25 protein-coding genes are annotated in these 26,534 nt (G+C 47.4%); all 25 read right to left on the minus strand.

Annotated features, from left to right (window positions below; genetic code table 11):
- Positions 1-5: 5 nt before the first annotated feature.
- Positions 6-2,228: a chemotaxis protein CheA gene (locus tag AK966_RS02000; protein WP_119463439.1), complete on the minus strand. Its 2,223-nt coding sequence runs from the start codon at positions 2,226-2,228 to the stop codon at positions 6-8.
- A 9-nt stretch (positions 2,229-2,237) separates the two neighbouring features.
- Positions 2,238-2,978: a protein phosphatase CheZ gene (locus AK966_RS02005; RefSeq protein WP_099079785.1), complete on the minus strand. Its 741-nt coding sequence runs from the start codon at positions 2,976-2,978 to the stop codon at positions 2,238-2,240.
- Positions 2,979-3,088: 110 nt separating this feature from the next.
- A complete protein-coding gene (gene cheY / locus AK966_RS02010; protein WP_099079784.1) occupies positions 3,089-3,457 on the minus strand; it encodes a chemotaxis response regulator CheY in 369 nt (122 codons plus the stop codon).
- A gap of 45 nt (positions 3,458-3,502) precedes the next feature.
- Positions 3,503-4,237, minus strand: coding sequence for an RNA polymerase sigma factor FliA (locus tag AK966_RS02015; RefSeq protein WP_099079783.1), 735 nt, complete (start codon positions 4,235-4,237; stop codon positions 3,503-3,505).
- Entirely contained in the window at positions 4,230-5,117 is an 888-nt protein-coding gene (locus AK966_RS02020) for a MinD/ParA family protein (RefSeq protein WP_099079782.1), read from the minus strand. Before AK966_RS02020 ends, AK966_RS02015 begins: the two co-directional genes overlap by 8 nt.
- A gap of 14 nt (positions 5,118-5,131) precedes the next feature.
- Positions 5,132-6,643 (minus strand): flagellar biosynthesis protein FlhF, encoded by a 1,512-nt coding sequence (gene flhF / locus AK966_RS02025; RefSeq protein ID WP_119463440.1) that lies wholly within the window; start codon positions 6,641-6,643, stop codon positions 5,132-5,134.
- Positions 6,644-6,671: 28 nt separating this feature from the next.
- On the minus strand, positions 6,672-8,771 hold the full coding sequence (gene flhA, locus AK966_RS02030; RefSeq protein WP_099079780.1) for a flagellar biosynthesis protein FlhA: 2,100 nt from the start codon (positions 8,769-8,771) through the stop codon (positions 6,672-6,674).
- Positions 8,772-9,016: 245 nt separating this feature from the next.
- Positions 9,017-10,147 (minus strand): flagellar biosynthesis protein FlhB, encoded by a 1,131-nt coding sequence (gene flhB / locus AK966_RS02035; protein WP_119463441.1) that lies wholly within the window; start codon positions 10,145-10,147, stop codon positions 9,017-9,019.
- Positions 10,148-10,156: 9 nt separating this feature from the next.
- On the minus strand, positions 10,157-10,939 hold the full coding sequence (gene fliR / locus AK966_RS02040) for a flagellar biosynthetic protein FliR (protein WP_099079778.1): 783 nt from the start codon (positions 10,937-10,939) through the stop codon (positions 10,157-10,159).
- A gap of 8 nt (positions 10,940-10,947) precedes the next feature.
- Positions 10,948-11,217, minus strand: coding sequence for a flagellar biosynthesis protein FliQ (fliQ, locus tag AK966_RS02045; RefSeq protein WP_099079777.1), 270 nt, complete (start codon positions 11,215-11,217; stop codon positions 10,948-10,950).
- A gap of 26 nt (positions 11,218-11,243) precedes the next feature.
- Entirely contained in the window at positions 11,244-12,113 is an 870-nt protein-coding gene (gene fliP / locus AK966_RS02050) for a flagellar type III secretion system pore protein FliP (RefSeq protein ID WP_119463442.1), read from the minus strand.
- Positions 12,100-12,513 (minus strand): flagellar biosynthetic protein FliO, encoded by a 414-nt coding sequence (gene fliO, locus AK966_RS02055; RefSeq protein WP_119463443.1) that lies wholly within the window; start codon positions 12,511-12,513, stop codon positions 12,100-12,102. Before fliO ends, fliP begins: the two co-directional genes overlap by 14 nt.
- A gap of 1 nt (position 12,514) precedes the next feature.
- Positions 12,515-12,925: a flagellar motor switch protein FliN gene (gene fliN, locus AK966_RS02060; protein WP_099079774.1), complete on the minus strand. Its 411-nt coding sequence runs from the start codon at positions 12,923-12,925 to the stop codon at positions 12,515-12,517.
- Between the two features lie 89 nt (positions 12,926-13,014).
- Positions 13,015-14,061, minus strand: coding sequence for a flagellar motor switch protein FliM (gene fliM / locus AK966_RS02065; RefSeq protein WP_099079773.1), 1,047 nt, complete (start codon positions 14,059-14,061; stop codon positions 13,015-13,017).
- 7 nt (positions 14,062-14,068) lie between these two features.
- The gene (gene fliL / locus AK966_RS02070; RefSeq protein ID WP_099079772.1) at positions 14,069-14,569 is read right to left on the minus strand and encodes a flagellar basal body-associated protein FliL; all 501 of its coding nucleotides are present in this window, start codon (positions 14,567-14,569) and stop codon (positions 14,069-14,071) included.
- Positions 14,570-14,635: 66 nt separating this feature from the next.
- Positions 14,636-16,348 (minus strand): flagellar hook-length control protein FliK, encoded by a 1,713-nt coding sequence (locus AK966_RS02075; protein ID WP_119463444.1) that lies wholly within the window; start codon positions 16,346-16,348, stop codon positions 14,636-14,638.
- A 162-nt stretch (positions 16,349-16,510) separates the two neighbouring features.
- Positions 16,511-16,954 (minus strand): flagellar export protein FliJ, encoded by a 444-nt coding sequence (fliJ, locus tag AK966_RS02080; RefSeq protein WP_099079770.1) that lies wholly within the window; start codon positions 16,952-16,954, stop codon positions 16,511-16,513.
- Positions 16,955-16,960: 6 nt separating this feature from the next.
- On the minus strand, positions 16,961-18,280 hold the full coding sequence (fliI, locus tag AK966_RS02085; RefSeq protein WP_099079769.1) for a flagellar protein export ATPase FliI: 1,320 nt from the start codon (positions 18,278-18,280) through the stop codon (positions 16,961-16,963).
- A 3-nt stretch (positions 18,281-18,283) separates the two neighbouring features.
- A complete protein-coding gene (fliH, locus tag AK966_RS02090; protein WP_119463445.1) occupies positions 18,284-19,084 on the minus strand; it encodes a flagellar assembly protein FliH in 801 nt (266 codons plus the stop codon).
- 75 nt (positions 19,085-19,159) lie between these two features.
- Positions 19,160-20,215: a flagellar motor switch protein FliG gene (gene fliG, locus AK966_RS02095; protein ID WP_099079767.1), complete on the minus strand. Its 1,056-nt coding sequence runs from the start codon at positions 20,213-20,215 to the stop codon at positions 19,160-19,162.
- Positions 20,208-21,950, minus strand: a complete 1,743-nt coding sequence (gene fliF, locus AK966_RS02100; RefSeq protein ID WP_119463446.1) for a flagellar basal-body MS-ring/collar protein FliF — start codon at positions 21,948-21,950, stop codon at positions 20,208-20,210. The genes fliG and fliF overlap by 8 nt, the downstream gene beginning before the upstream one ends.
- Positions 21,951-21,964: 14 nt before the next feature.
- Positions 21,965-22,276, minus strand: a complete 312-nt coding sequence (fliE, locus tag AK966_RS02105) for a flagellar hook-basal body complex protein FliE (protein WP_099079765.1) — start codon at positions 22,274-22,276, stop codon at positions 21,965-21,967.
- A gap of 125 nt (positions 22,277-22,401) precedes the next feature.
- The gene (locus AK966_RS02110) at positions 22,402-23,814 is read right to left on the minus strand and encodes a sigma-54 dependent transcriptional regulator (protein WP_119463447.1); all 1,413 of its coding nucleotides are present in this window, start codon (positions 23,812-23,814) and stop codon (positions 22,402-22,404) included.
- Positions 23,814-24,851 carry a PAS domain-containing sensor histidine kinase gene (locus tag AK966_RS02115; protein ID WP_099079763.1) on the minus strand — a complete coding sequence of 346 codons (1,038 nt, stop codon included), beginning with the start codon at positions 24,849-24,851 and terminating at the stop codon, positions 23,814-23,816. Before AK966_RS02115 ends, AK966_RS02110 begins: the two co-directional genes overlap by 1 nt.
- Positions 24,852-25,043: 192 nt before the next feature.
- Complete coding sequence (locus AK966_RS02120; RefSeq protein WP_119463448.1) at positions 25,044-26,510, minus strand: sigma-54 dependent transcriptional regulator; 1,467 nt, start codon at positions 26,508-26,510, stop codon at positions 25,044-25,046.
- Between the last annotated feature and the right edge of the window lie 24 nt (positions 26,511-26,534).

Here is a 26,534-nt window from a genome sequence, read left to right on the forward strand (position 1 = left end):
TTCACTTAAATACGTGAAGCTGCAGCATACTGCTTAAGTAGATCTGGTACATCAAGAATCAATGCAATGTGACCATCACTCGTGATCGTCGCACCAGCCATTCCTGGCGTACCTTGCAATAAGTTGTCTAGTGGCTTGATAACCACTTCTTCTTGGCCAATTAGAGTATCAACCACAAACCCTACGCGCTGGCTGCCAATTTGAACAATCACCACGTGACCATGCCCAGTACGTTCTTGAATGCGAGGAGACTTCGGTGCTAGCCAATTCTGTAGGTAGAACAAAGGAATAGACTTATCGCGAACAATAATGGTTAATTGACCATCGACAACATTGGTACGGCTAAGATCTAAATGGAAAATTTCATTCACAGACGCTAACGGCAACGCAAACGGGTGGCCTCCAACGCCAACCATCAACGTCGGCAAGATTGCCAGTGTTAATGGTACTTTGATAGTAATCTTCGTTCCTTTGCCAAGCTCAGAGTCGATATCAATAGAGCCATTTAGGGTATTGATTGCCGTCTTAACCACATCCATGCCCACGCCACGACCGGAGATATCAGAAATTTTTTCTTTACTTGAGAAGCCTGGTGCAAAGATCAGATTAAAGCATTCTTTATCGGTAAGGCGAGCCGCTGCGTCATCGTCCATCATGCCACGTTTCACTGCGATACCACGAAGTTTATCTGGATCCATACCGCCACCATCATCGACGATAGCCAGTTCAATATGGTCACCTTCTTGAGATGCAGAAAGAATCACTTTACCAGTGCGTGATTTGCCCGCATTTACGCGGTCATCGGGCATCTCAATGCCGTGGTCAACCGAGTTACGCACCAAGTGAATCAATGGATCCGCTAATGCTTCTACTAGGTTTTTATCTAGGTCGGTCTCTTCACCGCGCATTTCCAGCACAATGTCTTTATTCAGATTACGCGCTAAGTCGCGAACCACGCGAGGGAAACGGCCAAATACTTTTTTGATTGGCTGCATGCGGGTTTTCATTACTGCGCCTTGAAGATCGGCAGTCACAACATCCAAGTTGGATACCGCTTTCGACATTTCCTCATCGTTGCTGTTCAAGCCAAGACTGAGTAGACGATTACGAACCAACACCAATTCCCCCACCATATTCATGATGGTGTCTAAGGTTGAAGTATCAACACGAACCGTGGCTTCCGTTTGCGGTTTTTTAGCCGCAGGCGCTACTGCTTTAGCTTCTTTTTTTATCGCAATCGGTTTTACTTCCGGCTTAGATTCGGGCACCACGGTGACAGGTTCAGGCTGAGGTGCTGATTTCGCTTTTGGCGTTTCAGATACAACATTTTCCGATGCAGGTTTTGTTGCAAACTCGAGCTCTTCAATTGATGGGCCTTTACCTGCACCATGCAATTCATCAAGCAGCTTTTCGAACTCTTCATCTGTCATCAGGTCACTATCACTTAAAAACGAAGATGCAGCTAGAGCAACTGGCTCTTGCGCTTTTGGCGGCTCAACTGAGACAGCGTCTGATGCAGACGGGCTCTTACCGATGCCATGCAGCTCATCTAGAAGTCTCTCGAACTCATCGTCGGTAATGTCACCACTGTCTGCCACAGGGGTATTCACTTGAAGCGGCTCTTCTGGCACATCTGGCGTTTGCGTGGATGCCCCCGGAGCCGTACCTTTACCGTGCAGCTCATCAAGCAGCCTTTCGAACTCGTCTTGAGTGATTTCATCAACAGAGCCAACACTTGCTGACGCAGAGTTTGACTGTGCGGGTACAACTGGCTGCTCGACAACAGGCTCAGGCGTTACAATAGGCGCATCAACCACTGCCGCGATTTCGTCTTCAGATTCTGGTTTGCAAAGACGGTGAAGTTCATCAAGCAATGCGGGATCTGCCGCGTCTAAAGGCTCATGATCTTGAACCGCTTGGAACTGAGTATTCACTGTATCCAACGCTTTCAACATGGTATCCATTAGACCTTGCGTGACTGAGCGTTGGCCATTTCGCAACACGTCGAACACGTTCTCTGCACCGTGACAAGTGTCCACCAGTTCAGTCAAAGACAAGAAGCCAGCACCACCTTTAACCGTGTGGAAGCCGCGGAAAATCGCGTTAAGTAAGTCCCTATCTTCTGGGTTATTTTCCAGCTCTACCAACTGCTCAGACAGCAGTTCCAGGATTTCTCCAGCCTCAATGAGAAAGTCCTGAAGAATATCTTCGTCTAAATCGTAGCTCATACGTTACCTTTAAAATCCAAGACTGGACAATAAGTCATCGACTTCGTCCTGCGATGAAACCGCATCTTCCCTTAGCTCTGGATGAAGAATAGGGCCTTCTGCTTCACTTGATGGTTTATTCTTTTTATCTGTCGGTTTTGCAAAAACTTGAGTCGGTTCTGCGGCTTTACTACCAGAAAAGACGGTCAAGATCTCAACCAGGCGATCTTCCACTTCATTGGAAAGCGTAATCACGCGACGAATGATTTGGCCAGTTAAGTCCTGGAAATCTTGTGCCATTAGAATCTCGGTCAATTGACCACGCAGCTCGGTGCTGTCACCCTCGACTTGAACTAAAAGTTCATCAATGCGGTAACAAAGCGTTTTAAATTCGCTTAATTCTATGCGGCCATGCATGAGTTCGTTCCACTGAGGGCGAACTTGTTGAAGGCACTCGTGCAGGTTATCAGCGATAGGCAAGCAGCATTCAACCGCATCCATGGTTTTGTTTGCCGCTAGTTCGGTTTTATCAATCACGTATTGCAGGCGATCCCTAGCGTCTGGGATTTCCGCTTTCGCGATTTCAGTCATGCGTTGTTCGAGATTGAACTGATTAAGTGAATCATGAAGGTCACGGGTTAATGTTCCGATTTCTTGAAGCATCGGATTTCCATCACCTTCATATATCGAGGCAACAAGCTCATTCGCTTGGTCTTGTTCCCCATTTTCTAGCATCTGAACGAGCGACTTCGCCTGCTCTAGTGAGATCATCCTGAATAGACCCTTTTACGTTTCGTTCTTTCTTATCACTTTTTAAGTGTCAAACGAGCCATCCTTTAGTATTAGGAGTAATGACTCGGTTAACAAAGAGAAAGTAAGGGTTATAAACGTTCGAAAATTTTATCTAATTTTTCTTTTAGTGTTGCTGCGGTAAATGGCTTCACGATGTAACCGTTTACACCTGCTTGAGCGGCTTCGATGATCTGTTCACGCTTTGCTTCTGCAGTGATCATAAGAACAGGAAGGTGCTTTAATTCTGCATCTGAACGGATGTGTTTAAGCAAATCAATGCCCTGCATTCCCGGCATATTCCAATCAGTCACAACAAAGTCGAAGTCACCTTTTTTCAGCATTGGTAATGCAGTTAAACCATCATCCGCTTCTTGAGTGTTATTGAAACCCAAGTCACGAAGTAGGTTTTTAACAATACGGCGCATTGTTGAGAAATCATCAACAATAAGGATCTTCATGTTTTTATTCAAAATTGCCTCCACTGAATCGTAAAATCAGTGTGTTTAGTCATTTTGTGTCCACGCACTGAGCTTGGTGCGTAAACGTTGCATAGATTGACTCAGTATTTGGCTTACGCGAGATTCGCTTACGCCCAACACATCGCCAATCTCTTTCAAGTTAAGTTCTTCGTCATAATAAAGCGAAAGAACCAAAGCTTCACGCTCTGGGAGCTGTTTTATTGATTCAACCAGTGCTTTTCGAAACGATTCATCAGCCACACCTTTGAACGGGTTGCTATCATCGGTTTCATCCGCTGGAGAAATCACATCATCAGAGACACCTAAGTCCTCAATCCCCACTAACCTTGAACAGTTTATGTCGGTAAGCGCACTATGATATTGAGTTAGTGTCATACCGAGATGCGCTGCCACTTCTGAGTCTGAAGGATCACGGTTTAGAATGCCTTCCAGTTCTGCAACCGCTTGGTTAATCTCTCGATTATTTTTATGAACAGAACGTGGTACCCAATCGCCTTTGCGAATGTCATCTAACATTGCTCCGCGAATACGGATACCAGCATAAGTTTCAAAGCTCGCACCTTTAGAACCATCATAATTCTGCTGAGCTTCGATAAGGCCGATCATTCCAGCCTGAATTAAATCTTCTACCTGAACACTCGGCGGTAAGCGGCCTAACAGGTGGTGAGCAATACGCTTAACCAACACAGAGTAGCGCTCGATGAACGCCTGCTGACTATTAAATCTGCCATGTTGGTTATAGGTTATCGCGTTATTCACCAAAAGGGTCCTCTGTGAATTCGGTACGATTTAGTAATCTTTCAACAAAAAACTCAAGGTGACCACTTGGTGTTTTAGGTATTGGCCACGTAAGAGCTTTGTTCGCCAATGAGCTGATCGCTAAAGCCGCAGGAGAGCGAGGGAATGCATCCACCACTATCTTCTGCCTTTTAACAGCCTGGCGTACTTTATCATCCAATGGAATACATGCTACGAGTTCAAGGCTAACATTCAAGAACCGCTCTGTGACTAGCGTCAACTTTGCAAACAATTCTCGACCTTCACGGTAGCTTCTGACCATATTTGCAACAACTTTGAAGCGTTGCACCTGATGTTCTTTACTCAATAGCTTAATTAAAGCGTAAGCATCGGTGATGGAAGTCGGTTCATCACAAACCACAACCACCACTTCTTGAGCTGCACGAGAAAAGCTAATGACCATGTCTGAAATACCCGCAGCGGTATCGATCAGCAGTACATCCATCTCATCTTCAAGGCTACCAAATGCGCGAATCAGTCCGGCATGTTGAGCATGTGAGAGTTCCGTCATGCTTTGTGTGCCCGACGTTGCAGGGACAATCTTTATACCATAAGGGCCTTCAACAATCGCATCTTTTAGCTCGCATTCTCCTGCTAGGACATGCCCAAGATTACGTTTTGAGCGAATTCCGAGCATAACGTCAACATTAGCCAAACCTAGGTCAGCATCAAGAACCATCACCTTCTTGCCTTGACGAGCCATACAAATCGCCAAACCCAATGTCACGTTTGATTTACCCACACCACCTTTTCCGCCGGTAACCGCGATTACTTGGGTCAATGATGGCTGCGTTAAGCGACGGAGGCCGCTTGCTTGATCGTATATCATATTCTCAGTCATAGTAGTCCGCCGCCCTAGAGTTCTTCATTGTCACTGTTCCAAAAGTGAGGTTCGTTCTCTGTCGACTTCTCTAACAGTTCATTTGCTTTCGCGATCATGTATTTTGGTTGTGCTATCACAATGTCTTCTGGCACGCGTTGACCATTGGCAATATAAGCAACTGGTATTGCATTCTGAATCACTACACTGATGAATTCACCTAAGCTCAATGACTCATCGAGCTTAGTCAAAATACAGCCCGACAATGGAATGCGTCGGAAATGGTCCAGAGTTTCTTGCAACACTCGACGTTGAGCAGTCGCGGGTAATACAAGGTAGCTATGAATCACTTCACCACTCTCTTGCATCAGGGTATCGAGTTGCTCAGAGAGTCTGACATCTCGCTGCCCCATGCCGGCTGTATCAACCAAAATTAGTCTTCTATTCCTTAGCTGATATATAACATCGGCTAACTCGTTAGAATCTTTAGCAACTCTTACAGGACATCCCATAATTCTTCCGTAAATGGAGAGCTGCTCATGTGCACCGATACGATAAGTGTCCGTTGTCACCAAAGCGACATTGTCGGCACCGTATTCCATCGCAGCACGCGCAGCAAGCTTAGCGACGGTGGTGGTTTTGCCCACTCCCGTTGGGCCGAGCAGTGCAACCACTCCGCCACGCTTAAGGATATCTTGCTTTGGAATATTGATTTGATCCGCCACGAGAGAAAGTAGAGCCTTCCACGCTCGCGCCGGTTTGGTGTCTTCTGGAATGTAACACGCCATTTGATCAGCAAGCTCAGGAGACACGCCCATTCTCTCTAGGCGTTTGATCAACATCGCTCTCAGCGGTTCACGGCGTTCGACTTCTTGCCACATCAAACCCGACACTTGATGCTCAAGAAGGCGACGAATCGAGGTCATCTCTTCACGCATGTTCTCAAGCTCACTCGCCGCCTCATCGCGATCTTCCGTAGGTCGACGACGGTCATATCGCGTTGGATCCAACTTTGGGGTTGGGCGTTCAAAACGACTGTCTTGAGCAATCAGTTTTGCCAAAGGAGAGTCTGCCTGATACGGTGCAGGCTTTTCTTGGTCATAACTTTCACGGTGCTTGTTTTGGCGTTGTAACAGCGCCGATAGCGAATCTTCGTTTTCAGCAACATGCTCGTCAGAGTCTGAGGAGCCGCTGCTATATTGCTTGAGCATGTTCGCGAAGCGTTGCGTCATCGAGCCTGATTTTTCATTGTTTGCATTTAGGCTGATTTTGTCTTCATCCAAACGACGATGTTGGAAACGGTCGGCGACGGATGAAGACATCTGGCGATGTTCACTATAACGATTCGGCTGAACGGTGGTGCGGCTTGATAGTAATGGTGCGCTTGCAGAGGGAGAAGCATTCGACTCGCCATCAATCGCGGCAACGATCTCTACTCCACCTGCCACCTTCTTGTTCGACATGATCACTGCGTCCGCGCCGAGTTCTTCTTTCACTTGAAGTAACGCGGCTCGCATGTCTTTGGCAAAAAATCGTTTTATTTTCAAACTATTAATCCATTAATAATGCACGGAGCTAATTGCCCACGGCTTGCACAATTCTGATCTGTTTTTCGTCCGGTATTTCTTGATAAGACAGTACGCGGAGGTTAGGTATTGTGTTCTTAACAAACTTCGCCAGTGTGGAACGCAATACACCAGAGGTTAGCAGAACAGCAGGTTCACCTCTCAATTCTTGTTCCTGTGTTGCTTGGCTCAGAGAGGACTGAAGTCGCTCTGCCAGTCCCGGCTCAATCCCCGCGGACTCCCCCCCTGACGCCTGCATAGTTTGATGCAATATTTGTTCCAGCTCAGGGATAAGCGTAATCACTGGCAACTCAGGCTCTATACCATTGATTTCCTGAACAATTAAGCGTTTCAAACTGATACGCGCCGCAGCGGTGAGAATGTCAGCTTCTTGACTCTTGCTTGAATATTCAGCCAACGTCTGCACGATAGTTCGAATATCGCGAATTGGGATCGCTTCGTTAAGCAAATTCTGTAGTACTTTGACGACCACACCAAGAGGCAACTGATCAGGAATGAAGCTCTCCACCAGTTTTGGCGCACTACGGCCTAACATTTCCATTAGATTTTGTACTTCTTCATGACCTAGTAATTGGGAAGCATTATTGGTCAGTAACTGGCTCAAATGAGTGGCCAATACCGTAGAAGAGTCCACGACGGTATAACCCAGTGCCTGCGCATGCTCACGCTGCTCCTCACGAATCCAAACGGCTTCGAGTCCAAACGCAGGGTCTATGGTTGGCTCACCTTCAATCATCCCGTACACCTGGCCTGGATTAATCGCAAGCTCTTGGTCTGGGCGGATTTCCGCCTCACCCACTGCCACCCCCATCAAGGTGATTCGATAACTGTTTGGTGTAAGTTCTAGGTTGTCACGAATATGAACAGCTGGGATCAGGAAACCAAAGTCTTGCGACAGTTTTTTACGCACACCTTTTACGCGCTCAAGCAATTCGCCACCTTGATCTCGATCCACCAAAGGAATCAAACGATAACCCACTTCTAGGCCGATAATATCAACCGGTTGAACATCATCCCATGAGAGTTCACGTTGAGAAATCGGCTCACTGCCATCTTCTGCCTTAGCGGGCAGTGCCGGCTCTTTTGCTCTCTGCTTCCGTTTTTTGTCTAACCAATAAGCAGCGCCACCCGCAACGGCAGCGAGCGATAAGAAAGAAAAATGTGGCATGCCCGGTACGATGCCCATTACACCAAGAATAATGGCGGTGATCATTAGCGCTTTCGGGTTGTCGAACATCTGGAAAATCAGCTGTTCACCCATGTCTTCATCAGTATTTTGGCGCGTTACCATCATTGCCGCAGCAATAGAGAGCAATAATGATGGGATTTGTGCCACCAAACCGTCACCGATGGTCAACAAGGTGTAGATTTGCATCGCTTCAGAAAAACCCAAACCATATTGAACCATACCGATAGACAAGCCACCGATGATGTTAATAAACAGGATCAAGATACCGGCGATAGCGTCACCTTTTACGAATTTGGACGCACCATCCATGGAGCCGTAAAAGTCTGCTTCTTTAGTCACTTCAAAACGACGTAAACGCGCTTGCTCTTGGTCGATCAAACCAGCGTTCAAATCCGCGTCGATCGCCATCTGCTTACCCGGTAAGGCGTCCAAGGTAAAGCGAGCACTTACCTCAGAAATACGACCCGCACCTTTGGTAACGACCATGAAGTTAATGATCATCAAGATAAGGAACACCACCAGACCGACAGCGTAGTTACCGCCAATAACGACGCTACCAAACGCTTCAATAACGTTACCCGCAGCGTTGCCCCCTTCATGACCGTGAAGTAATACCACACGTGTCGACGCCACGTTTAGCGCCAGACGCAACAATGTCGCGATCAGAAGGACAGTCGGGAAAGCCGCAAAGTCGAGCGGACGACGAGTGTAAACCGTGACCAACAACACGACCATGGCGAGTGCAATGTTGAAGGTGAAAAACAGATCGAGCAGAAATGCAGGTATAGGCAGAACCACCATCGCAAGGGTGGCCAAAACCATAACAGGCGCACCAATCGCCGGCATGGAGCGCTGAGGAATTTTTGGTAATTTATCTGCAAATGGCAGGCTTAACTTCATACTGCGGGGTGTCTCAATCGGTCAGGAAGCGTCTTTCAACATGCTGATGATCTTTCTACATGCTGGCATAAATACTACGCAACGGCTTTAGTCAAATTTAGCTATTGTTATTGATTCCTGTTGTTTAAGCAATCTGTGTACCACATTCAACGCCAAAATAATGACTAATCACTCAAATACCCCTCAACCCTATGAGCTTATACATTTTTTTTCGCTCGGAACCACTGTCATCGTCGTCGCGTTCATTAGTGACGGTGCTCAGGAGGAATGGGAAATTCATAGTCCTGGATTTTTGGTCGCTGACCACCCCGTTTACGATATTGTTTAAGCTGAAAAACAAACGCTAATACTTGCGCGACGGCGGTGAATAGCCCATCGGGAATTTGCTGTTCGAGATCTGTGGTGTAATAAAGCGCACGAGCCAATGGAGGAGCAGGGACAATCGTGATGTCATGTTCCCGTGCTACCTCTCGAATCTTCATTGCCATGTGGTCGGTCCCTTTGGCAATGACGACGGGCGCGCGATCGGTTTTCTGTTTATAGCGTAACGCCACTGAGAAGTGCTCAGGGTTGGTGACGATAACGTCGGCTTGCGGGACGTCGGCCATCATGCGACGCTGAGCGGCTTCTCTTTGCAACATACGAATACGACCTTTCACCTCCGGCTTACCTTCGGTTTCCTTGTATTCATCTTTGATCTCTTGCTTGGTCATCTTTAACTGATCAGCGTGTTGCCAGATCTGAAAGGGAATATCGATCGCGACGACAATCAATAGCGAACAGCTGATCAGCAAAATGAAGTTAAGCAGAATATCGAGGGCGTGAAAGATGTTTTGTGGGTACACATCCATACTAAGCTGAAATAAATCGGCCTGCGATGCTTGGATCAGGTAAATGGCCACGCCAGTGACCAGTGCCACTTTTAAAATTGACTTTACAAGTTCAACCCAACTCTGCATGCCTACCATACGCTTTAATCCACTGAGAGGATTCATCTTCGACAATTTAGGCATCGCCGCTTCGACTGAAAAGCTGATCCCACCTAACCCTGCCGCACCAACAATAGCAGCGACAAACAAAGTGACAAGAATTAAGAATAACGGAAATAACAAGTCAAGCAACGCGCCACCAGCAATATCGAACAGCTTATAGGTATCGAATATCTCATCCCTTTGCAGATCAAATAGACGGCTCATGATAGAGAACAACGCGCGTGCTAGTGACTCGCCAAACCACATTAACGCGACAGCCCCTACAATCAATACTGATGCGGATGCGAGCTCTTTTGAGCGAGCAACTTGCCCCTTCTCTCTTGCCTGTTGTAACCGTCTGGGTGTGGCTTCTTCGGTGCGTTCCTGACCGTCTGACTCTGCCAAACCAGCCTCCTAACAATCTAAGCGAATGAGCCGGCAAATCTGCGCCTCACCCACTGACCAAAACATTTCATAATGACTGTATAAACCAGCCAGAATGTACCAACAAAGTAATAAACCCACCATCAGAGCAAATGCAAAACCGAGCGAAAAGATGTTCAACTGAGGAGCTGCACGGGTCATGACACCAAATGACAAGTTAATGGTCAGTAGCGCAATAATACCCGACAACGACATACTCAATGCCGTTTTAAACATGATGCCTAACCACCCCGCCATTTCACGAAAATCGACCGAATTTAACGAACCAGAGCCTATTGGTAGGGTTTTAAAACTGAACACCACCAATTGCAGCATCTTAAGGTGCCCATCGGTCGCTAGGAAGAACATGGTGGCTAGGAACATAAACAACTGGCCCAGTACCGGCGTACTTTGACCATTCGCAGGATCAACCATTGACGCAAAACCGATACTTGACTGCATACCGAGGATTTGGCCTAGCAATACAAAAGTTTGGATCATGAACTGCGTCACCATTCCCATGGCAACACCAATGATAATTTGCTCGGCGATGGTCATAAAGCCACGAAACGAGAGCAATTCAATATCTTGTGGAACAGCAGGAATGGCAGGCATCACGGCAAACGTGATCGCAAGACCAAGATAGAGGCGAATTCGAGGCGAGACAAAACGCGCTCCGGTTACCGTCATCACCATCAACATCGCGGAGATGCGCGCATAAGGCCAGAAATAGTTGGCGATCCAGTCTAAGACAACCCCGGTTGGATACTCCATTATCGCCCCTAGTACAGCACTTGAGGCAGACGCTCAATCAAGCCATAGAAGTAGTCCATCATCATTTGCGTCATCATATGGCCAAACAGCATCAACGCGAGTAAGGTCACGATCAAACGCGGTAAAAAGCTCAGCGTTTGTTCATTAATAGAGGTCGCCGCTTGAAATACGGCCACAATAAGACCAATAAGCAAACTTGGGATAATAATGGCACAAACCATGATAAGCACCATCCACAGTGCCTCACGGAAAAGATCGACAAACATTTCAGGAGTCATGTCCTACCCTCTTCTCTCTGTGCCATCTAAAGGGCAAAACTGCCGGCGAGTGTCGACAATATTAGATTCCAACCATCCACTAGTACAAACAGCATGAGTTTAAATGGTAGCGATACGATCATCGGAGACAGCATCATCATACCCATTGCCATCAATACTGAAGCGACCACTAAGTCGATGATTAAAAATGGCAAAAATAGCATAAAGCCAATCTGAAACGCGGTTTTCAACTCAGAAGTAATAAAGGCCGGGATCAGCACTGCCATCGACACATCTTCTGGGTTGCTCACCTGCTCGCCCGACATATTGACAAAGGTTTCCAAATCTTTAATACGCGTTTGTTTCAGCATGAACGCTTTCATCGGCGCTTGTGCTGCATCAAAAGCCTGGCGTGCCGTCACTTGCTCATTTAAGTACGGCTGAACCGCTTGCTCATTTATCTCGTTTAGAACCGGTGACATGACGAAAAAAGTCAAGAAAAGTGCAATGCCAATGATCACCTGATTTGACGGCGTTTGCTGCAGACCCATCGCCTGACGTAAAATCGACATCACCACGACGATGCGCGTGAACGAAGTCATCAAAATCACCATCGCAGGCAAGAAACCCAGCATGGTCATTAACGCTAAGATCTGTAGCGTCACCGAATAATCTTCACTGCCATCTGGATTGGTGGTCATGGTAAAGGCTGGGATACCACTACCATTGCTGACAGACATCGAACGGCTTGCGCCTTTGTCACTCTGCATTGCCTGTACAGTCACACTATCACCTGCTGCCAAGTTTGATGGCAACGTCGGTTCTTCTGCCTGAGCAAACGAAAGAGATGACAGCAGCATGCCTACCAGCAGTATCAAGTTGGTGAAAAGCCGGCGGATCGAATTATCCTTGATCATGTTTTTTTATCAGTTGGCTAAAGTGACTGGCGAAAGCACTGCTTGCTAACGCTTCCTCTTTTAGTGGCGTTTCAAGCTTAGCTAGGGTTTGGATAGAATGACTGGTAATCCCCACCAAAAACTGCTCCTCGCCCACTTGGACAACCGCAATACGTTCTTTAGTACCCACAGGCAATTGACTGACAATACGCAAACCTTTTTGCTGTCCCATTGTCGGTACTTGCATGCGTTTAAGCAGCCAAGCCAGCAATAAGATCACACCAATCACCAGTACTAATGAGCCAAGAGTCGTCGCGAGATCTAGATTACTTGGTGCGGCCGCAAATGCATAAGGAGCACTTAGCATTAAGCTCAGTGCTCCTGTGATTTGCTTCAATCTCGGTTTAATTGAACGGCTCATATTAACGCAACTTTTTGATGCGTTCAGTTTGGCTGATCACGTCGGTTAGACGAATACCAAATTTATCGTTGACGACAACCACTTCGCCGTGCGCGATCAACGTGCCGTTAACCAATACGTCCAATGATTCACCCGCTAAACGATCTAACTCCACGACTGAACCTTGGTTCAATTGCAGTAAGTTACGAATGCTAATTTGTGAACGGCCCACTTCCATAGAGATGGTTACTGGGATATCCATAATGGTGTCGAGTTTACGACGCTCATCATCAGTGATTGGACTTGAGGTATCTTTTAACTCTTCCAGTGGCGCTGCCAATACTTCATCTACGTTAATAGAAGGCGCTGACGGGTCTTCGCCAAGAGCGGCTGCCCATTCGTCTGCAAGCTTTTGATCGTCACTTAGTTCCATTTTAATGTCCTGTGTTAAACCTATTCGCGCCGTTATAGTCCAGTTTCAAACCATTGAACCCGGAGGCGCGTAACTTCAGTAAAGTATTTTTAGTCGTCAGTATCGTCGTCGTTCTCAAGTTCAGACATGATGTCTTTATTCAAAAACGCTAAATCGGTTTTTACTACATTCGGGCGTTCGATTTCTTGAGAAATCTGTACTGCCATTTTGTCTTCAGAGCGACCCATTTTCACTCGGTATGTCGGTAAATCCTCAATGAACATGGTTGCGTGTTCAGGCATCTCAATCGGGATCACATCGCCCGGTTGCAACTCCATCAAATCACGAAGAGAGATGTTTTTCTCTAGCAAATTCACACGGAAGTTTACTGGGCAATCCATGATTTCTTCGCGCAGTGCTGAGCTCCAGCGCACATCGGTTTCCATCTTGTCCGACTGTACACCCGCATCAAGCAGTTCACGGATGGGTTCCACCATTGAGTACGGCATCACCACGTGGAAGTCGCCGCCGCCGCCATCCACTTCAATATGGAACGAACTCACAACGATCACCTCTGTCGGGCTCACGATGTTTGCCATACTTGGGTTCACTTCTGAATCTAAGTACTCGAACTCAACCCCCATTACTGGAGACCACGCTTCTTTATAATCTTCAAAAACAATCTTCAGCAGTAACTGAATAATGCGTCGTTCGGTTGGGGTAAATTCACGCCCTTCAATCTTGGCGTGGAATCGGCCATCGCCCCCAAAGAAGTTCTCTACCAGAATAAAAACCAAACGCGCTTCCATGGTGATTAACGTCGTGCCTTTAAGCGGACGGAAACGCACCATGTTCAAACTCGTTGGAACGTATAGGGTGTTTTGGTATTCACCAAATTTCATCATCTGTACGCCGTTAATCGACACTTCAGCCGTTTTGCGTAACATGTTAAACAGGCTAATACGCAAATGTCGTGCAAAACGCTCGTTAATAAGTTCGAGCGTTGGCATGCGGCCACGTACAATCCTGTCTTGAGACGAGAAATCGAAGCTGACAGCACCTTCGATGTCGTTATCTATGGAGTCGTCAATGTCATCAACATCATCAACCCCGTGTAGCAGCGCATCAATCTCGTCTTGGCTTAATAGATCGGTCACGTTATACCTATTGAATTACAAAATCTGTAAACAGCACTTTTTCAATGACTGGCTTGCCTACGGCCACGTTCAGCGCCGCTTTAATGTCGTCAGACGCACGGTCACGCAGCTCAACACGGCCAGAAGGAGAGCGTAGTTGCTCAACAGTGGCCGAGGCAAAGGTTGACAGCAATGAACTTTCGATAAGAGGAGAGTGGTAACGAGCAAGCTGCTCATTCTCACTACCACGCACCATTAGCTGTGCTTGGATTTGCACTAGTCTATCACGACGGTCACCCGTCACATTGAAAATAAAGGGCTGTGGAATATTCACATAAGCAATGGGGGCAGCTGCCGTTGCAGCTTGTGCTTGCTGGGCATATTCTCTTTGCGCTAGCTCGTCAGAACCCATGAAAAAGAATGCCGCAGCACCACCGCCAACAAGCAATACGACCACTGCGATAATGATGATCAATAGCTTACTTTTTCCTTTAGGAGCGTCGGCTCCTTGTCGCTGTTCTTCTGCCATTCCTGCCTCTTTTTCTTACTACTTAACCTAGGTTGAGGTTATTTATTATCATTTCAGGCTGCTATTCTATGCGTAGAAACTAATTCCATCACGCTTTGACGCCACATTCAAATCAAGATTCACATCACCATCAACGTTTTCATCTGACGTTTGCGAAAGCTCTCGACTTAATGCCCCCTGACCGTTCTGCTCAGACGTCGTATGTCGTTCTTGTTGCTGACCACTGCTTTGCTGCTGAACGGAAGACTCTGCTAACTGCATCCCCTGCTGAGCAAGCATTTCTCTCAGACGTGGCATGGTTTGTTCAATGATCTCGCGAGCTTGAGGGTTTGTCACCGTAAAGTGCACGTTAGCCAAATCATTATTCATGGTCATGCGGATCTGCATACGCCCAAGTTCCGGCGGATCAAGACGGATATCGAGATTTTTCAAATTCTTTGACATCATCATCTGCACTTTTTCCGCCATTTGTTCATTGGCCAACTCTTTGGTCAACTGTAATGGGAGCTGTGCTTGCTGCGCAGCATCAATGCGAGCTTGTTGAGTCGCATTCACACCTTGATGGCTCGCTGCCGCTTGAATTTGCCCAGCAAAACCATGCTGTGGCTCATTCTTATCTTGCTTATTCACAGCGGCTTTAAGTGCGCTCGCCGTTAAACCGGCATTCATCACCGTCTTGCTTAATTCAGCATTAGCCTGAGCCGTAGGATTCGTATTTGCGGTCAGTAGCGCATCCGGTGTAGATGACACCGCTACTTTATCTGAATTGAGTGGGACTTGCGCTGCCGTTGGCTTCACTTCTGAATGGTTAGCCTGCTGTGCCATCGACATTGAAACCCCTTGTCGTGCCGTGTTCACTTGAGCTGCATGCTGCTCAGACAGCGCCACTTTTCCGTCACTAGGCAAGGCAACAAGCTGTGCCAGATCTTGCTCTGGTATATCCGCGACGACCAAGCCCGATCGCAAACCATCAATCACTTCAAGCTCCTGCTGAGAAAGCGGCTGGCCTTGAGCTAATTTATTATCAATGACTTCTAGCGTATCTAAAGAGATACGTGTCACAGCGCCCGCTTCCGTCATTGCTTGGGTCTGTGCAGCTTGTGTACTTGATGAATTCCAATCAATATGGGCTGTCACGTTAGCTTTTGTTTCACTAACCCCTTCACCTAGGTCAACCGACTTGGCTGAATATGCCTCATTTTCAGAACCTGCAATACCCTGCTGAACATCTTGCGCCTTAACATCTGTCTGAACGGGCAATTCGGTGACTGGATGCTGGTTCAATGCTTGTTCTTCGTTACCAGACTGAGCGGCAGAAATGCCGTTGGCGATTGCATCAACTTGCCCAGGCAATCCTTTGCCGCCTTCTAACGAAGTGCTATTCGAATTCAATGTTTGGTTGGCCGTTTGGATTCGCCCCAATAACTGCTGACCTTCATCCATCGCGCTTTCAACCTCGTGCACCTTCACAGAGGCAATGTCGGTTTCGGTGACCGGTTTCATGCTGGTTGGTGAATTGGAAACAACCGCTTCTTCAAGTGAGTCTTCAGCCGACGTGGCCTTCACTTCCCCTTGAGTCAATAACTCATCCGTCGTGACTTTTTCTTGGCTCTCGCTTTCTAGCTCAGCAGGCTTTTCTGTTTGTTGCGAATCCGTAAACGCCCCGGCTAAAGTTTCCAAAAAACCGTTGTTTGCCGGGTTGTCTGTCGCCGCCATGGTAGCCGACTCAACTGTCGAAGCCTTATTGGTCGCTGAAATATTTGGCAAATTCACATTCATATAGAAGCTCTCGTCGTCAGCGTGTTACGTTGCACTGTCGAATTCCGCATCAGTGGCAAGATTGAGTTTATGAGGTAAAAATGCAAAAATCACGCCAATGTGAAGCGTGACTTTTCTGACGACCGCCACTAATCATGGTGTGCTCAGGCCAGAGCAATGGGATTAAAACTGGATTTTTTGGCGACTATAGAGCAGCGTCGAGAATTCATCCATCTGCTTTTGCTCTTTTTTTGCTTCGGCTTGCTGCTTCTCTTTGGCGCGCTTTTCTATCATCCATTCGTAAGACATGCGCTCTTTACGCATATTCAACCAATAGTCTTGACAGTTTTGGACTTGGTTTTTGAAATGGCTTTCGGCTTGTTTCTGCTTAGAAAGTGTTTCATCTAACTGAGTAAGAAACCGATTTAAATGACCATATTGGCTTGCCGTTAATCCCGCCATTCCTCGGTCAACCAATTGATGGCAGTAATCAAGGCGGTATTTTTCGATCTGCTCAACTTGACGGTAGTAATCCTCTAGTTCGGTTCGCGCTTTGTTAAGGGCTAATACCGCTTGGTCTTCTCGTTCTTTCGACTGCTCAAGCAGAAACTCCATGGCGTTTTCCATACGCTATTACCCACCCAAAATGCTTTTTAGCATGTTGACACACATGTCGTATGGCACCGATTCTTTCATGCGCTGTTGCAAGTAATCGTCTAACCTCGGTTTTAACGTAAATGCACTGTCGATAGCCGGATCGGTACCTGGCTTATAGGCTCCAATCGAGACCAAATCTTGGTTTTTACGACAAATCGACAATACCTGACGCACCGCTTTCGACATTAACACGTGCTCTTCTGTGGTGATTTGCGGCATAACACGACTGACCGACTTTTCAACATCAATCGCGGGGTAATGACCTGCATCAGCCATTTCACGCGACAACACGATGTGACCGTCGAGAATCGCGCGGGATGCATCCGCAATCGGGTCCTGAAGATCGTCACCCTCGGTTAGTACGGTGAAAAATGCCGTGATCGAGCCTTGCTCTGGACTGCCGTTACCCGCACGCTCCACCAGCGCTGGTAACTTAGCAAATACCGATGGCGGATAACCTTTCGTTGCAGGCGGTTCACCCACTGATAAGGCAATTTCACGTTGCGCTTGAGCAAAGCGGGTGAGTGAATCCATCAATAATAAAACATCTAAGCCTTGGTCACGGAAATACTCAGCGATGGTCAGTGCTGTCTGGCAACCTTTTAAACGCATCAAAGGGGAAGCATCTGCTGGTGCGGCGACAACAACGGAACGACGACGTCCATCTTCACCCAAAATATCTTCAATGAACTCTTTAACTTCTCGTCCACGTTCACCAATCAAGCCCACCACGACCACCTGCGCGGTAGTGCCTCGAGTCATCATGCCTAATGTGACCGATTTACCCACACCAGAGCCGGCAAAAAGGCCGATACGCTGGCCTTTACCCACCGTGAGCAAACCGTTGATCGCTTTTAACCCCACATCCAAAGGTTCAGAAATCGGTTTACGCGACAACGGATTTATCGGGTCTGCGTTAAAAGACGCGCGATGCTCAGTGTAGATGGGGCCGAGGCCATCGAGTGGATTCCCTACACCATCAATGACGCGGCCAAGCAGTTCCATCCCAACGGGCAATCCCGCTTCGCTGGTCAAAGGTGTCACTTTTGCACCTGGGAGAATGCCCGTGATCTGTTCACTCGGCATCAAGAATAGGTTATCACCGGAAAAGCCCACCACTTCCGCTTCCATATGACCGGACATAGTTTCAACTAAACACAAACTGCCAATCGGTGCGCGACAGCCCGTCGCCTCTAGCGTCAAGCCGACTACACGCACTAGCTTGCCAGACGCAACGGGACGCGTGGTTAAGCCTTCTACTTTGTAGTTTTTTAAACGGTCGGCTAAGGCTTGCATCGGTTACTCGCTCCCTTGATGGCGGTTTGCGCCACAGAAGCTGTTTAGCACGCTTTTCACGCGCTCTTCCATGCGATAGTTAATACTCGATTCACCGGCCGAAATTTGTAAATCGCCACGATTCAGTGCTGGCTCTGCAACCAATGTCCAGTTACGACAATCAAGCTCTTCTTGACCATAAGCCGAACGGATAATCGCAACATCATCTGGATTTAAATGCAGCGTAATTGGGTGGCCAGAGATTGGCAACGCTTCGACCGATTGCTTCACCGTATCGAGAATAATCTGAGGGTTGGTCTGCACTTCGACATGCACGACTTCTTTAACGAGACAGAGCACCATGTCCACCAGTTGCTTTTCTACCTGAGCATTCATCAGCTCCAAAGGTTGTGCAAACTGGTTAGCAAGATTCAAAAATGTCTCTACTTGCTGCTGGATATACTCTTGCCCCGCTGTTACTCCTTCTGCCTTACCCTGCTCTAAACCTTCAGCGTGACCGGCCTGTATGCCTTCTTCTTTGCCTTTGTCGTATCCCTGCTTGAACCCCGCTTCTTGCCCTTGATATAAGCCTTCTTGATAAGCGCCTTGCTTAATCAGTTCGATTTGCTCTTCCGTGAGTTCAAGAGGTTGTTCTTCTTCCGGTTCATCGAAATTCGGCACCCAACCAGGGTCGTAGTTAAACGCAGTTTCTTTGGCTTGTTTCGCTTTTGGCTCACCGTAATCTGGCAAACCCCAGCGTTGCGGTTCGATCATCGCATCATCTTCATCAGGACGGATAAATCCACGTTTTCTATCGCCAACCATGATTAGTCTACCGTTTGCTTGTTATAACAGAGGGAAATCAGCGCTCTTCAATACAATGAAAAGCGCTAAGGAGGATTATAAGAATTCGTCTGCGCCGCCAGACAACATGAGGTCGCCAGCGTCTGCCATACGACGAGCAATGGCTAGAATTTCTTTCTGAGCCGCTTCTACATCGGCCACACGAACTGGTGGCATCGCTTCGATATCGTCGCGCATCATCTCAGCAGCACGCTTAGACATGTTCCTCAAGACTTTCTCACGTAGTGATTCATCCGCACCTTTAAGTGCACGTTGTAGAATGTCTTGTGGCACGTCACGCAGCAACTTCTGAATACCCTGATCGTCCACTTCGATCAAGTTATCGAAGACAAACATCAAATCTTGAATTTGTGTCGCCATGTCTTCGTCTTGATCGCGGATTTGATCCATCAAGATACCTTCGACGTTGTTGTCTAGGTAATTCATAATTTCTGCTGCTGCCTTCAGGCCGCCAATCTTAGCCGCTTGAGCCCCCGCTTGACCAGCAAACTGTTTTTCCATGATTTCGTTCAGCTCTGCTAGAGCAGATGGCTGAACTTCTTCTAGGTTGGCAATACGCATCATCAAATCCAGACGCACACGCTCCGGAAACTGAGAAAGGATTTCTGCCGACTGGTCGGCCTCCAAATAGGACAAGACAATGGTCTGAATTTGCGGGTGTTCGTTAACAATGATGCTCGCCACTTGACGTGGGTCCATCCATTTTAATGAGTCTAGGCCTTTGGAACCGGTACCCAATAGAATTTGGTCAACTAAGTTATTTGCTTTGTCTTCACCTAGGGCTGCGATAAGTGTATTACGCATAAAGTCTTCGCTGCCCATACCAATGTTAGTGTATTTCTGGATGTCTTCCAAAAATGCACGATGCACCGCCGAAACTTTGTCTTGGCTAAGATCTTTCGCCTTTGCCATTGCGCTACCCACACGCTGAACCTGTTTGGGCTCTAGATGGCGTATGATACCTGCCGCATCTTGCTCATTCAGACTCAATAGCAAAATCGCCGCTTTCTCGTCTCCCGTAATGGTTGATGCATCAAAGTCTACCGGCAGACCCACGCCGTTATCATTTTGCGCTACGATATCGTTAGCCATTGTCATTCATCCAGTTTTTCACTACTTGTGCGGCAAGTTCAGGCTCATTGGCAACAAGCGCTCGCACCGCTTTCAATACATCTTCATCTTTATGAAGGTTCGGCAGATCAATGCTTGTGCCAAATTCAAACAATTCACTACTTTCAATATCACTACCAATTAAGCTGGTTTCACCATTCGCACCAATTGGCAGACCATCAGGCCCGTAGATTTCGTCTTCATCGCCACTTGCTGGGTTAAGCAGTTTTTTCAGCGCCGGACGAACCAGAACAAGAACGACGACGATGATCACCAACGCACTCGCAAACCAGCGAACCCAGTCATTGAAGTTCGGGTGCTCCCAAATTGGTGGGTCGATCATCTGCTCCATTTCAGGTTCAGCAAATTTCACACTCAATACGTTAAGCAAATCGCCACGGGTTTGATCAAAGCCAACCGCACCAATAAGCACCTGACGAATCGCATTAATTTCAGACTCTGACATTGCTGTATGCGTCACTTCCCCCGTATCAGGGTTCACTTGACGATGCTCTTTGATCGCAACAGATACGGTTTGGCGCGCCACGGTTCCCGTCTGTTTGCGTTCATGGCTAATGGTGGTATCGAGTTCAAAGTTGCGTGTGGATTCTTTACGCACCGAGCCTTGGCCCAAAACCGAGCCATCTTTCATCTGTGCCACATCTTGTGGAATCGATGCATCCGCAGGCGGTTGGTTGCTCAACGCGCCAGGGATGCCCGCAACCATATTGCCGTTGTTGTAATCTTCTAGTGCGTATTCACTTCGCGTTGCTGGTGTATTTGGATCGAAGCGCTTACGCGTTTGCTCTACCGCACTGAAATCCATCTGAATATCGACTTGCGCAGTGTAGTTACCAAAACCAAGAATAGGCAAAAGAACGGAATCAATTTTTTCACGTAGCGCCTGTTCTTGGCTGCGTTCTAGCTCTTGCTCTTTACGACGAGCGGCAGAAGCAGGATCTTGCGAACCTGAGCTAAGCAGACGGCCGTGTTGATCTGTCACGGTGATACGTGATGTCTTCATGCCCGGGACGGCACTGGCCACCATATCAACAATCGAATCCACTTCTTGTTGCTTTAGGTTTGCCCCTGTAGACAAGGTTAAGAATACCGACGCCGATGCTTCTTGGTTGTGACGTACGAAAACACTGTGTTTTGGCAAAGCCAGTAACACTCGCGCTTTCCGCACTTGTTTCATCTCTTCGATGGCCTGAGCAAGTTGTCGCTCACGACTCAGCTTAAGTCGCTCTTGCTCCAGGCGCTGCGACACGCCAAAGCCCATGTCTTGTAGCAGAATGTCATCGCCCGCTTCGGTCGCTTTATTGACGCCTGCGCGCACCATGCCAAGCTTGATCGAGTTGTATTCACTCGACTCAACTGACACATTATTACCGTCAAGCTTGTAGTTGATTTTTTGCTGATCGAGATAATCTAGCACGGGGATCAGTTCTTCGGTCTCGTATACGCCAAGAGGGCGCATTTCAGGCTCTTTAACCCAGAAGAACAACATCACGATTAATGCGACACAAATAGAGATAGACAATACGAGTACGACTTGTCGAAGTAAGTCGAGATCACCCACGGCCATATCAAATTTTGATGCACTGCGTTCTTCAAGATCTGGATTTTGGCTCTCCATATCCAGATCGGAATTCGCAATCAATGTACCGTCAGAGCCACCACCGGTGACGGTTAAATCTGTAGACTTGTCTGCCACTCTTATTACCTAAATTACACCGGCATGTTCATGAGGTCTTTGTAGGCCTCGACGAGCTTATTGCGGATTTGAACAGTGGCTTCGAAAGCAACACTAGATTTGTTACGTGCGATCATCACATCAGACAGGGAAACATCGGCATCGCCTCGGTCAAAGCGCGTTTGGAGATCGCCCGATGATTTTTGCAGTGAGTTAACGTTATTGATAGCTTTAGTTAGGAGATCACCAAAATCTTCGCCAACTTTTGCACCGGTTGCAGTAGGAGCGGTACTCGCCGCATCTACCATCATGGCGCGCATTTCTGCTTGAATACCATCAACTTTCATTATCACCTCTAAGCCAAATGTTTGACTATAAATAAAACCTAATTTTGACACAGCAATTACTGTGCCATAAGACAATAGTGTTATAGTGTACCCACACTTTTGTCTTATGGCTATGCGTGTGGCTACTACGCTGGAATATCGATACCGGCGTCACGCATTTTGGCCAGTTTATAACGCAGTGTTCGCGGACTGATCCCTAGCTTCTCCGCCATCTCTTTGCGACGGCCATTACATTCGATCAGCGTTTCAAGAATGATGGCGTACTCTTGATCACGCAGTTCACCACCAAGCCCTTCACTGCCCGCTGCAACACGGCTAACTGATGACTCCACCATTGCCACGGGTTTGACATCAGGCACCAGTGTCTCAGCATTCTGTACAACATATTGCAGGCTGTTTGCGTCTTGCCAATCTACACCTTCTAGCAAAATGTGTTCTGCATCAATGTCACCGTTTTCACTTAAAATCAATGCACGCTGAACCACGTTATCCAGTTCACGGACGTTACCCGGCCATGTGTATTGCAGCAGCTTATCTAACGCAATCGCTGAGAACTGAGGTACTGGCATTCCCATCTTGCTGCAATGACGCTCAGCGAGATGTTTGGCAAGCTGCGTGATGTCGCCTTTACGCTCACACAACGCTGGCCATGAGATTGGGAAAACATTCAGACGATAGTACAAGTCCTCTCGGAAATTACCTTGCGAGACATATTGCTTAAGATCGCGGTTACTGGTCGCTAACACGCGTACATCCAGTTTGATGCTCTTGCGACTACCAAGGCGCTCCACTTCACGTTCTTGCAATACGCGTAGAAGCTTCGCTTGTAGGCTAAGATCCATTTCACTGATTTCATCCAACAAGATCGTGCCGCCCTGAGCTTGCTCAAATTTACCCGGACACGCTTGTACCGCGCCAGTAAATGCCCCTTTTTCATAACCAAATAAGGTCGCTTCCAACATGTTGTCAGGAATCGCAGCACAGTTGATGGCAACGAACGGGCCACCTTTACGGTTAGAAGCGTTGTGGATATAACGCGACATTACCTCTTTACCCGAGCCGCTCGGTCCCAAGATCATCACGTTAGCATCAGTACGTGCGACTTTATCTGCCAGAGCAAGCAAGCGCAGGCTTTTTTCATCGGCCACGATGGCATCACCATTATCGTCACTCTTAATTGGTGCATAACGGCTTACCATGTTCAGCAACACTTCTGGTGCAAATGGTTTCGCCATGTAATCAATCGCACCTTCTTTCATGGCCGAAACCGCATCTTCGATATTGGCGTATGCCGTCATCAGCAACACGGGCAGATTTGGCCAATTCTGTTTGATATTACGTAACAGCGCTAAGCCGCCCATCCCTGCCATTTGTACATCAGAAACGACGATGTCCACCGTGTTCGACTTCAGTTTCACCAAAGCGTCTTCGGCACAATCCGCTTCTAACCACTCATACCCTGCCAGAGCCAGAGTATCCACTAGGGCTTCACGAAGACCTTCATCGTCTTCTACGATCAGCACTTTGCTTTGCGCCATTATGATTCTCCAGTATCTGCTTGCACTCGCTCTAGCGGAATGCACATGGTAAAGCAGGCTCCATCGCCCTGCTCTGAAATAAGTTCCAATCGACCGTCATGGGCACGGCAGACCATTTGGACCACAGCGAGTCCCAATCCAGTACCTTGAGAACGGGTGGTAAAAAATGGCTCCATAATTTTGGCTTGCAGTTCTTTTGGTACGCCCGGGCCGCTGTCTTGTACAGAAATACGCAACTCATCATTTACCGGACGGAAAAAGACATCAATTTGAGATTCTTTGCCAGACATCTGAATCGCGTTCATCACTAAGTTGCTCAGCGCTGAAGCAATGGCGTTGGCGTTGCCCAACAATTCAGTTTGCTCTTCTTCAACTTCTAGGCAGTAATCGATGTGGTTGTTCTTCAGCGCGGCTTCTACCATTGGCTGATATTCCGCCACAAGCTGGGCAATGTTAAATGGTTTAATGACTTTATTATCACCACCTTTGGCAAAAAGCAGCATATCATTCACCTGCTTTTCCAAATCGTGCAGTCGATCCATTAATTTGCTTTGAAATCGATCTTTTGTTGTCGGTGGAAGATTTGGCGCGCCTAAATTAGAGGCATAAAGCATTGCACTCGATAGTGGCGTTCTTACTTGGTGAGCCAATGATGCCACCATACGCCCCAATGAGGACAAACGTTGCAAGTCACTGACTCGTGCTTGCAATAGACGCGTTTCCGTTAAATCCGTGATGAGGATAAGCTGGCCCGTTGTCGACGCGGATATCGCCAAACGCACTTTGCGACCATTGCGCAGTGAAACTTCGTGGCCGTCATCCTCACGCGGATCAAAAGCCGCTTGAATAATGGTGAACCATTTCTCGTTGACCAGTGGAATCTCAAGAATTCGATGCGCTTCTGGATTCGCTTCACGCACAACACCATGCGTATCAAGCAAAATCACACCAGCAGGCATCACATCCAAGACTTGCTTGTAACGCTCTACTTGACTCTCTACTGAATCTAAATGGGATTGGTTGGTGTTATTGTCCATTAACTGCCTATCGAAATGTCGCCATTAAAAAACAAACAGCTTGGCAAGCAATTAGCGTACCAAGCTATTTTTAATATTTATCATAGAGTTAGGGTACAGACAAGAAGTTGACACTAAGAAAAGCGTCCTTTTATTGTCAGTAAAAATGACAAAGCCCGCTTAATTGGCGGGCTTGAAATAGAAATGAGAGCACTAGCGCTGCAGATTATATTTGCGCATTTTCTCAACCAACGTTGTGCGTCGCATGCCCAACATGTCAGCGGCTCTTGCTACCACACCACCTTGTGCTTCTAGCGCTTGGCTGATCATGTTCACTTCTAGATCGGCCAATAACTCTTTCAAGTTCACCCCTTCTGGCGGTAAACCTTGAGGCGCATTCACGTTGTGGTCAAGATCATTCTGATCGTCAAAACTGAAGTTTTCAGAAAAAATATCTTGGAAGACATCACGCTCTTGCTCTTCAACTGAAATAAACGGGTTACTTTCTGGTTGGAATTCCGGAATATCACTGTAACGATATTTGGTGGGCAGGTGATTCACATCTACTAAACTATTTGGGTACAAGATAACCATACGCTCAACCAGATTAGCAAGCTCGCGCACATTACCCGGCCAATGGTGTTCCATTAAAGAGTTGATTGCACGAGGTGTAAAACATATTGGTTGACCGCCTTCCGCTTCCAGACGAGTCATCAGCTCCTGGAGTAATAACGGAATGTCTTGCTTACGCTCTTTCAGCGCTGGCATCTCAATTGGAAAAACATTAAGGCGGTAGAAGAGATCTTCTCTAAATATACCGTCTTCGATCATGTTTTCTAGATTACGGTGCGTCGCGGCCACAACACGAACATTGACTTTAATCGTCGTATTACCACCAACGCGCTCAAAGCATCGCTCTTGCAGTACACGCAGCAATTTGACTTGCATAGGCATTGGCATGTCGCCAATCTCATCTAAGAAAATAGTGCCGCCTTCAGCGAGTTCAAAACGCCCTTTACGAGAAGTTAACGCCCCAGTAAAGGCCCCTTTCTCATGGCCAAACAGCTCACTTTCTAATAGCTCTGCCGGAATCGCACCACAGTTAATTGGAACAAACGGACCATTACGATACTTAGAATGGTAATGAATGTTACGTGCAACCACTTCTTTACCCGTGCCAGACTCACCTAAGATCAATACACTCGCATCAGTCCCTGACACCTGTTCAATCAAATGACGGACTTCTTGAATGCCGCGGCTTTGACCGACAAGGCTACGGAAAAGGGTATTCTTGCGCGTGCAAGCAACCCGACTCTCCCCTTTGCGGCCAAGGAAGTCCTTACAGTGACGTAATGCTTCGCTCAGTTGCGGGTAGTTAAGAGGTTGCTCTAATTCACCAACAAAGTTTGGTAAGTCATCGACGGGGAAGGAGAAAGAGTCCATGACAAGAAGTGGAATATGGTGCGCTTGTTTGAGGTAGGACATTAATGTTGTCGAAGCCCAACCAGCAGAAATATTGCTAACAATACAACCAGCCCAAACACCAGACCAATCGAGTTCGCCTAACTGCTCCGAGCTAACAGCTTCGCAACTTTCTCCAACAAATTCCAATATATTGCTTATTGCTAAACGATTCTGAACATCGTCATCAATGATAAGCAGCTTTGCCAAACCTTGCATAAGTAAGAATGATTGCCTTTGTAT

This window comes from Vibrio sp. PID23_8, from assembly GCF_003584965.1.
Lineage (GTDB): Bacteria > Pseudomonadota > Gammaproteobacteria > Enterobacterales > Vibrionaceae > Vibrio.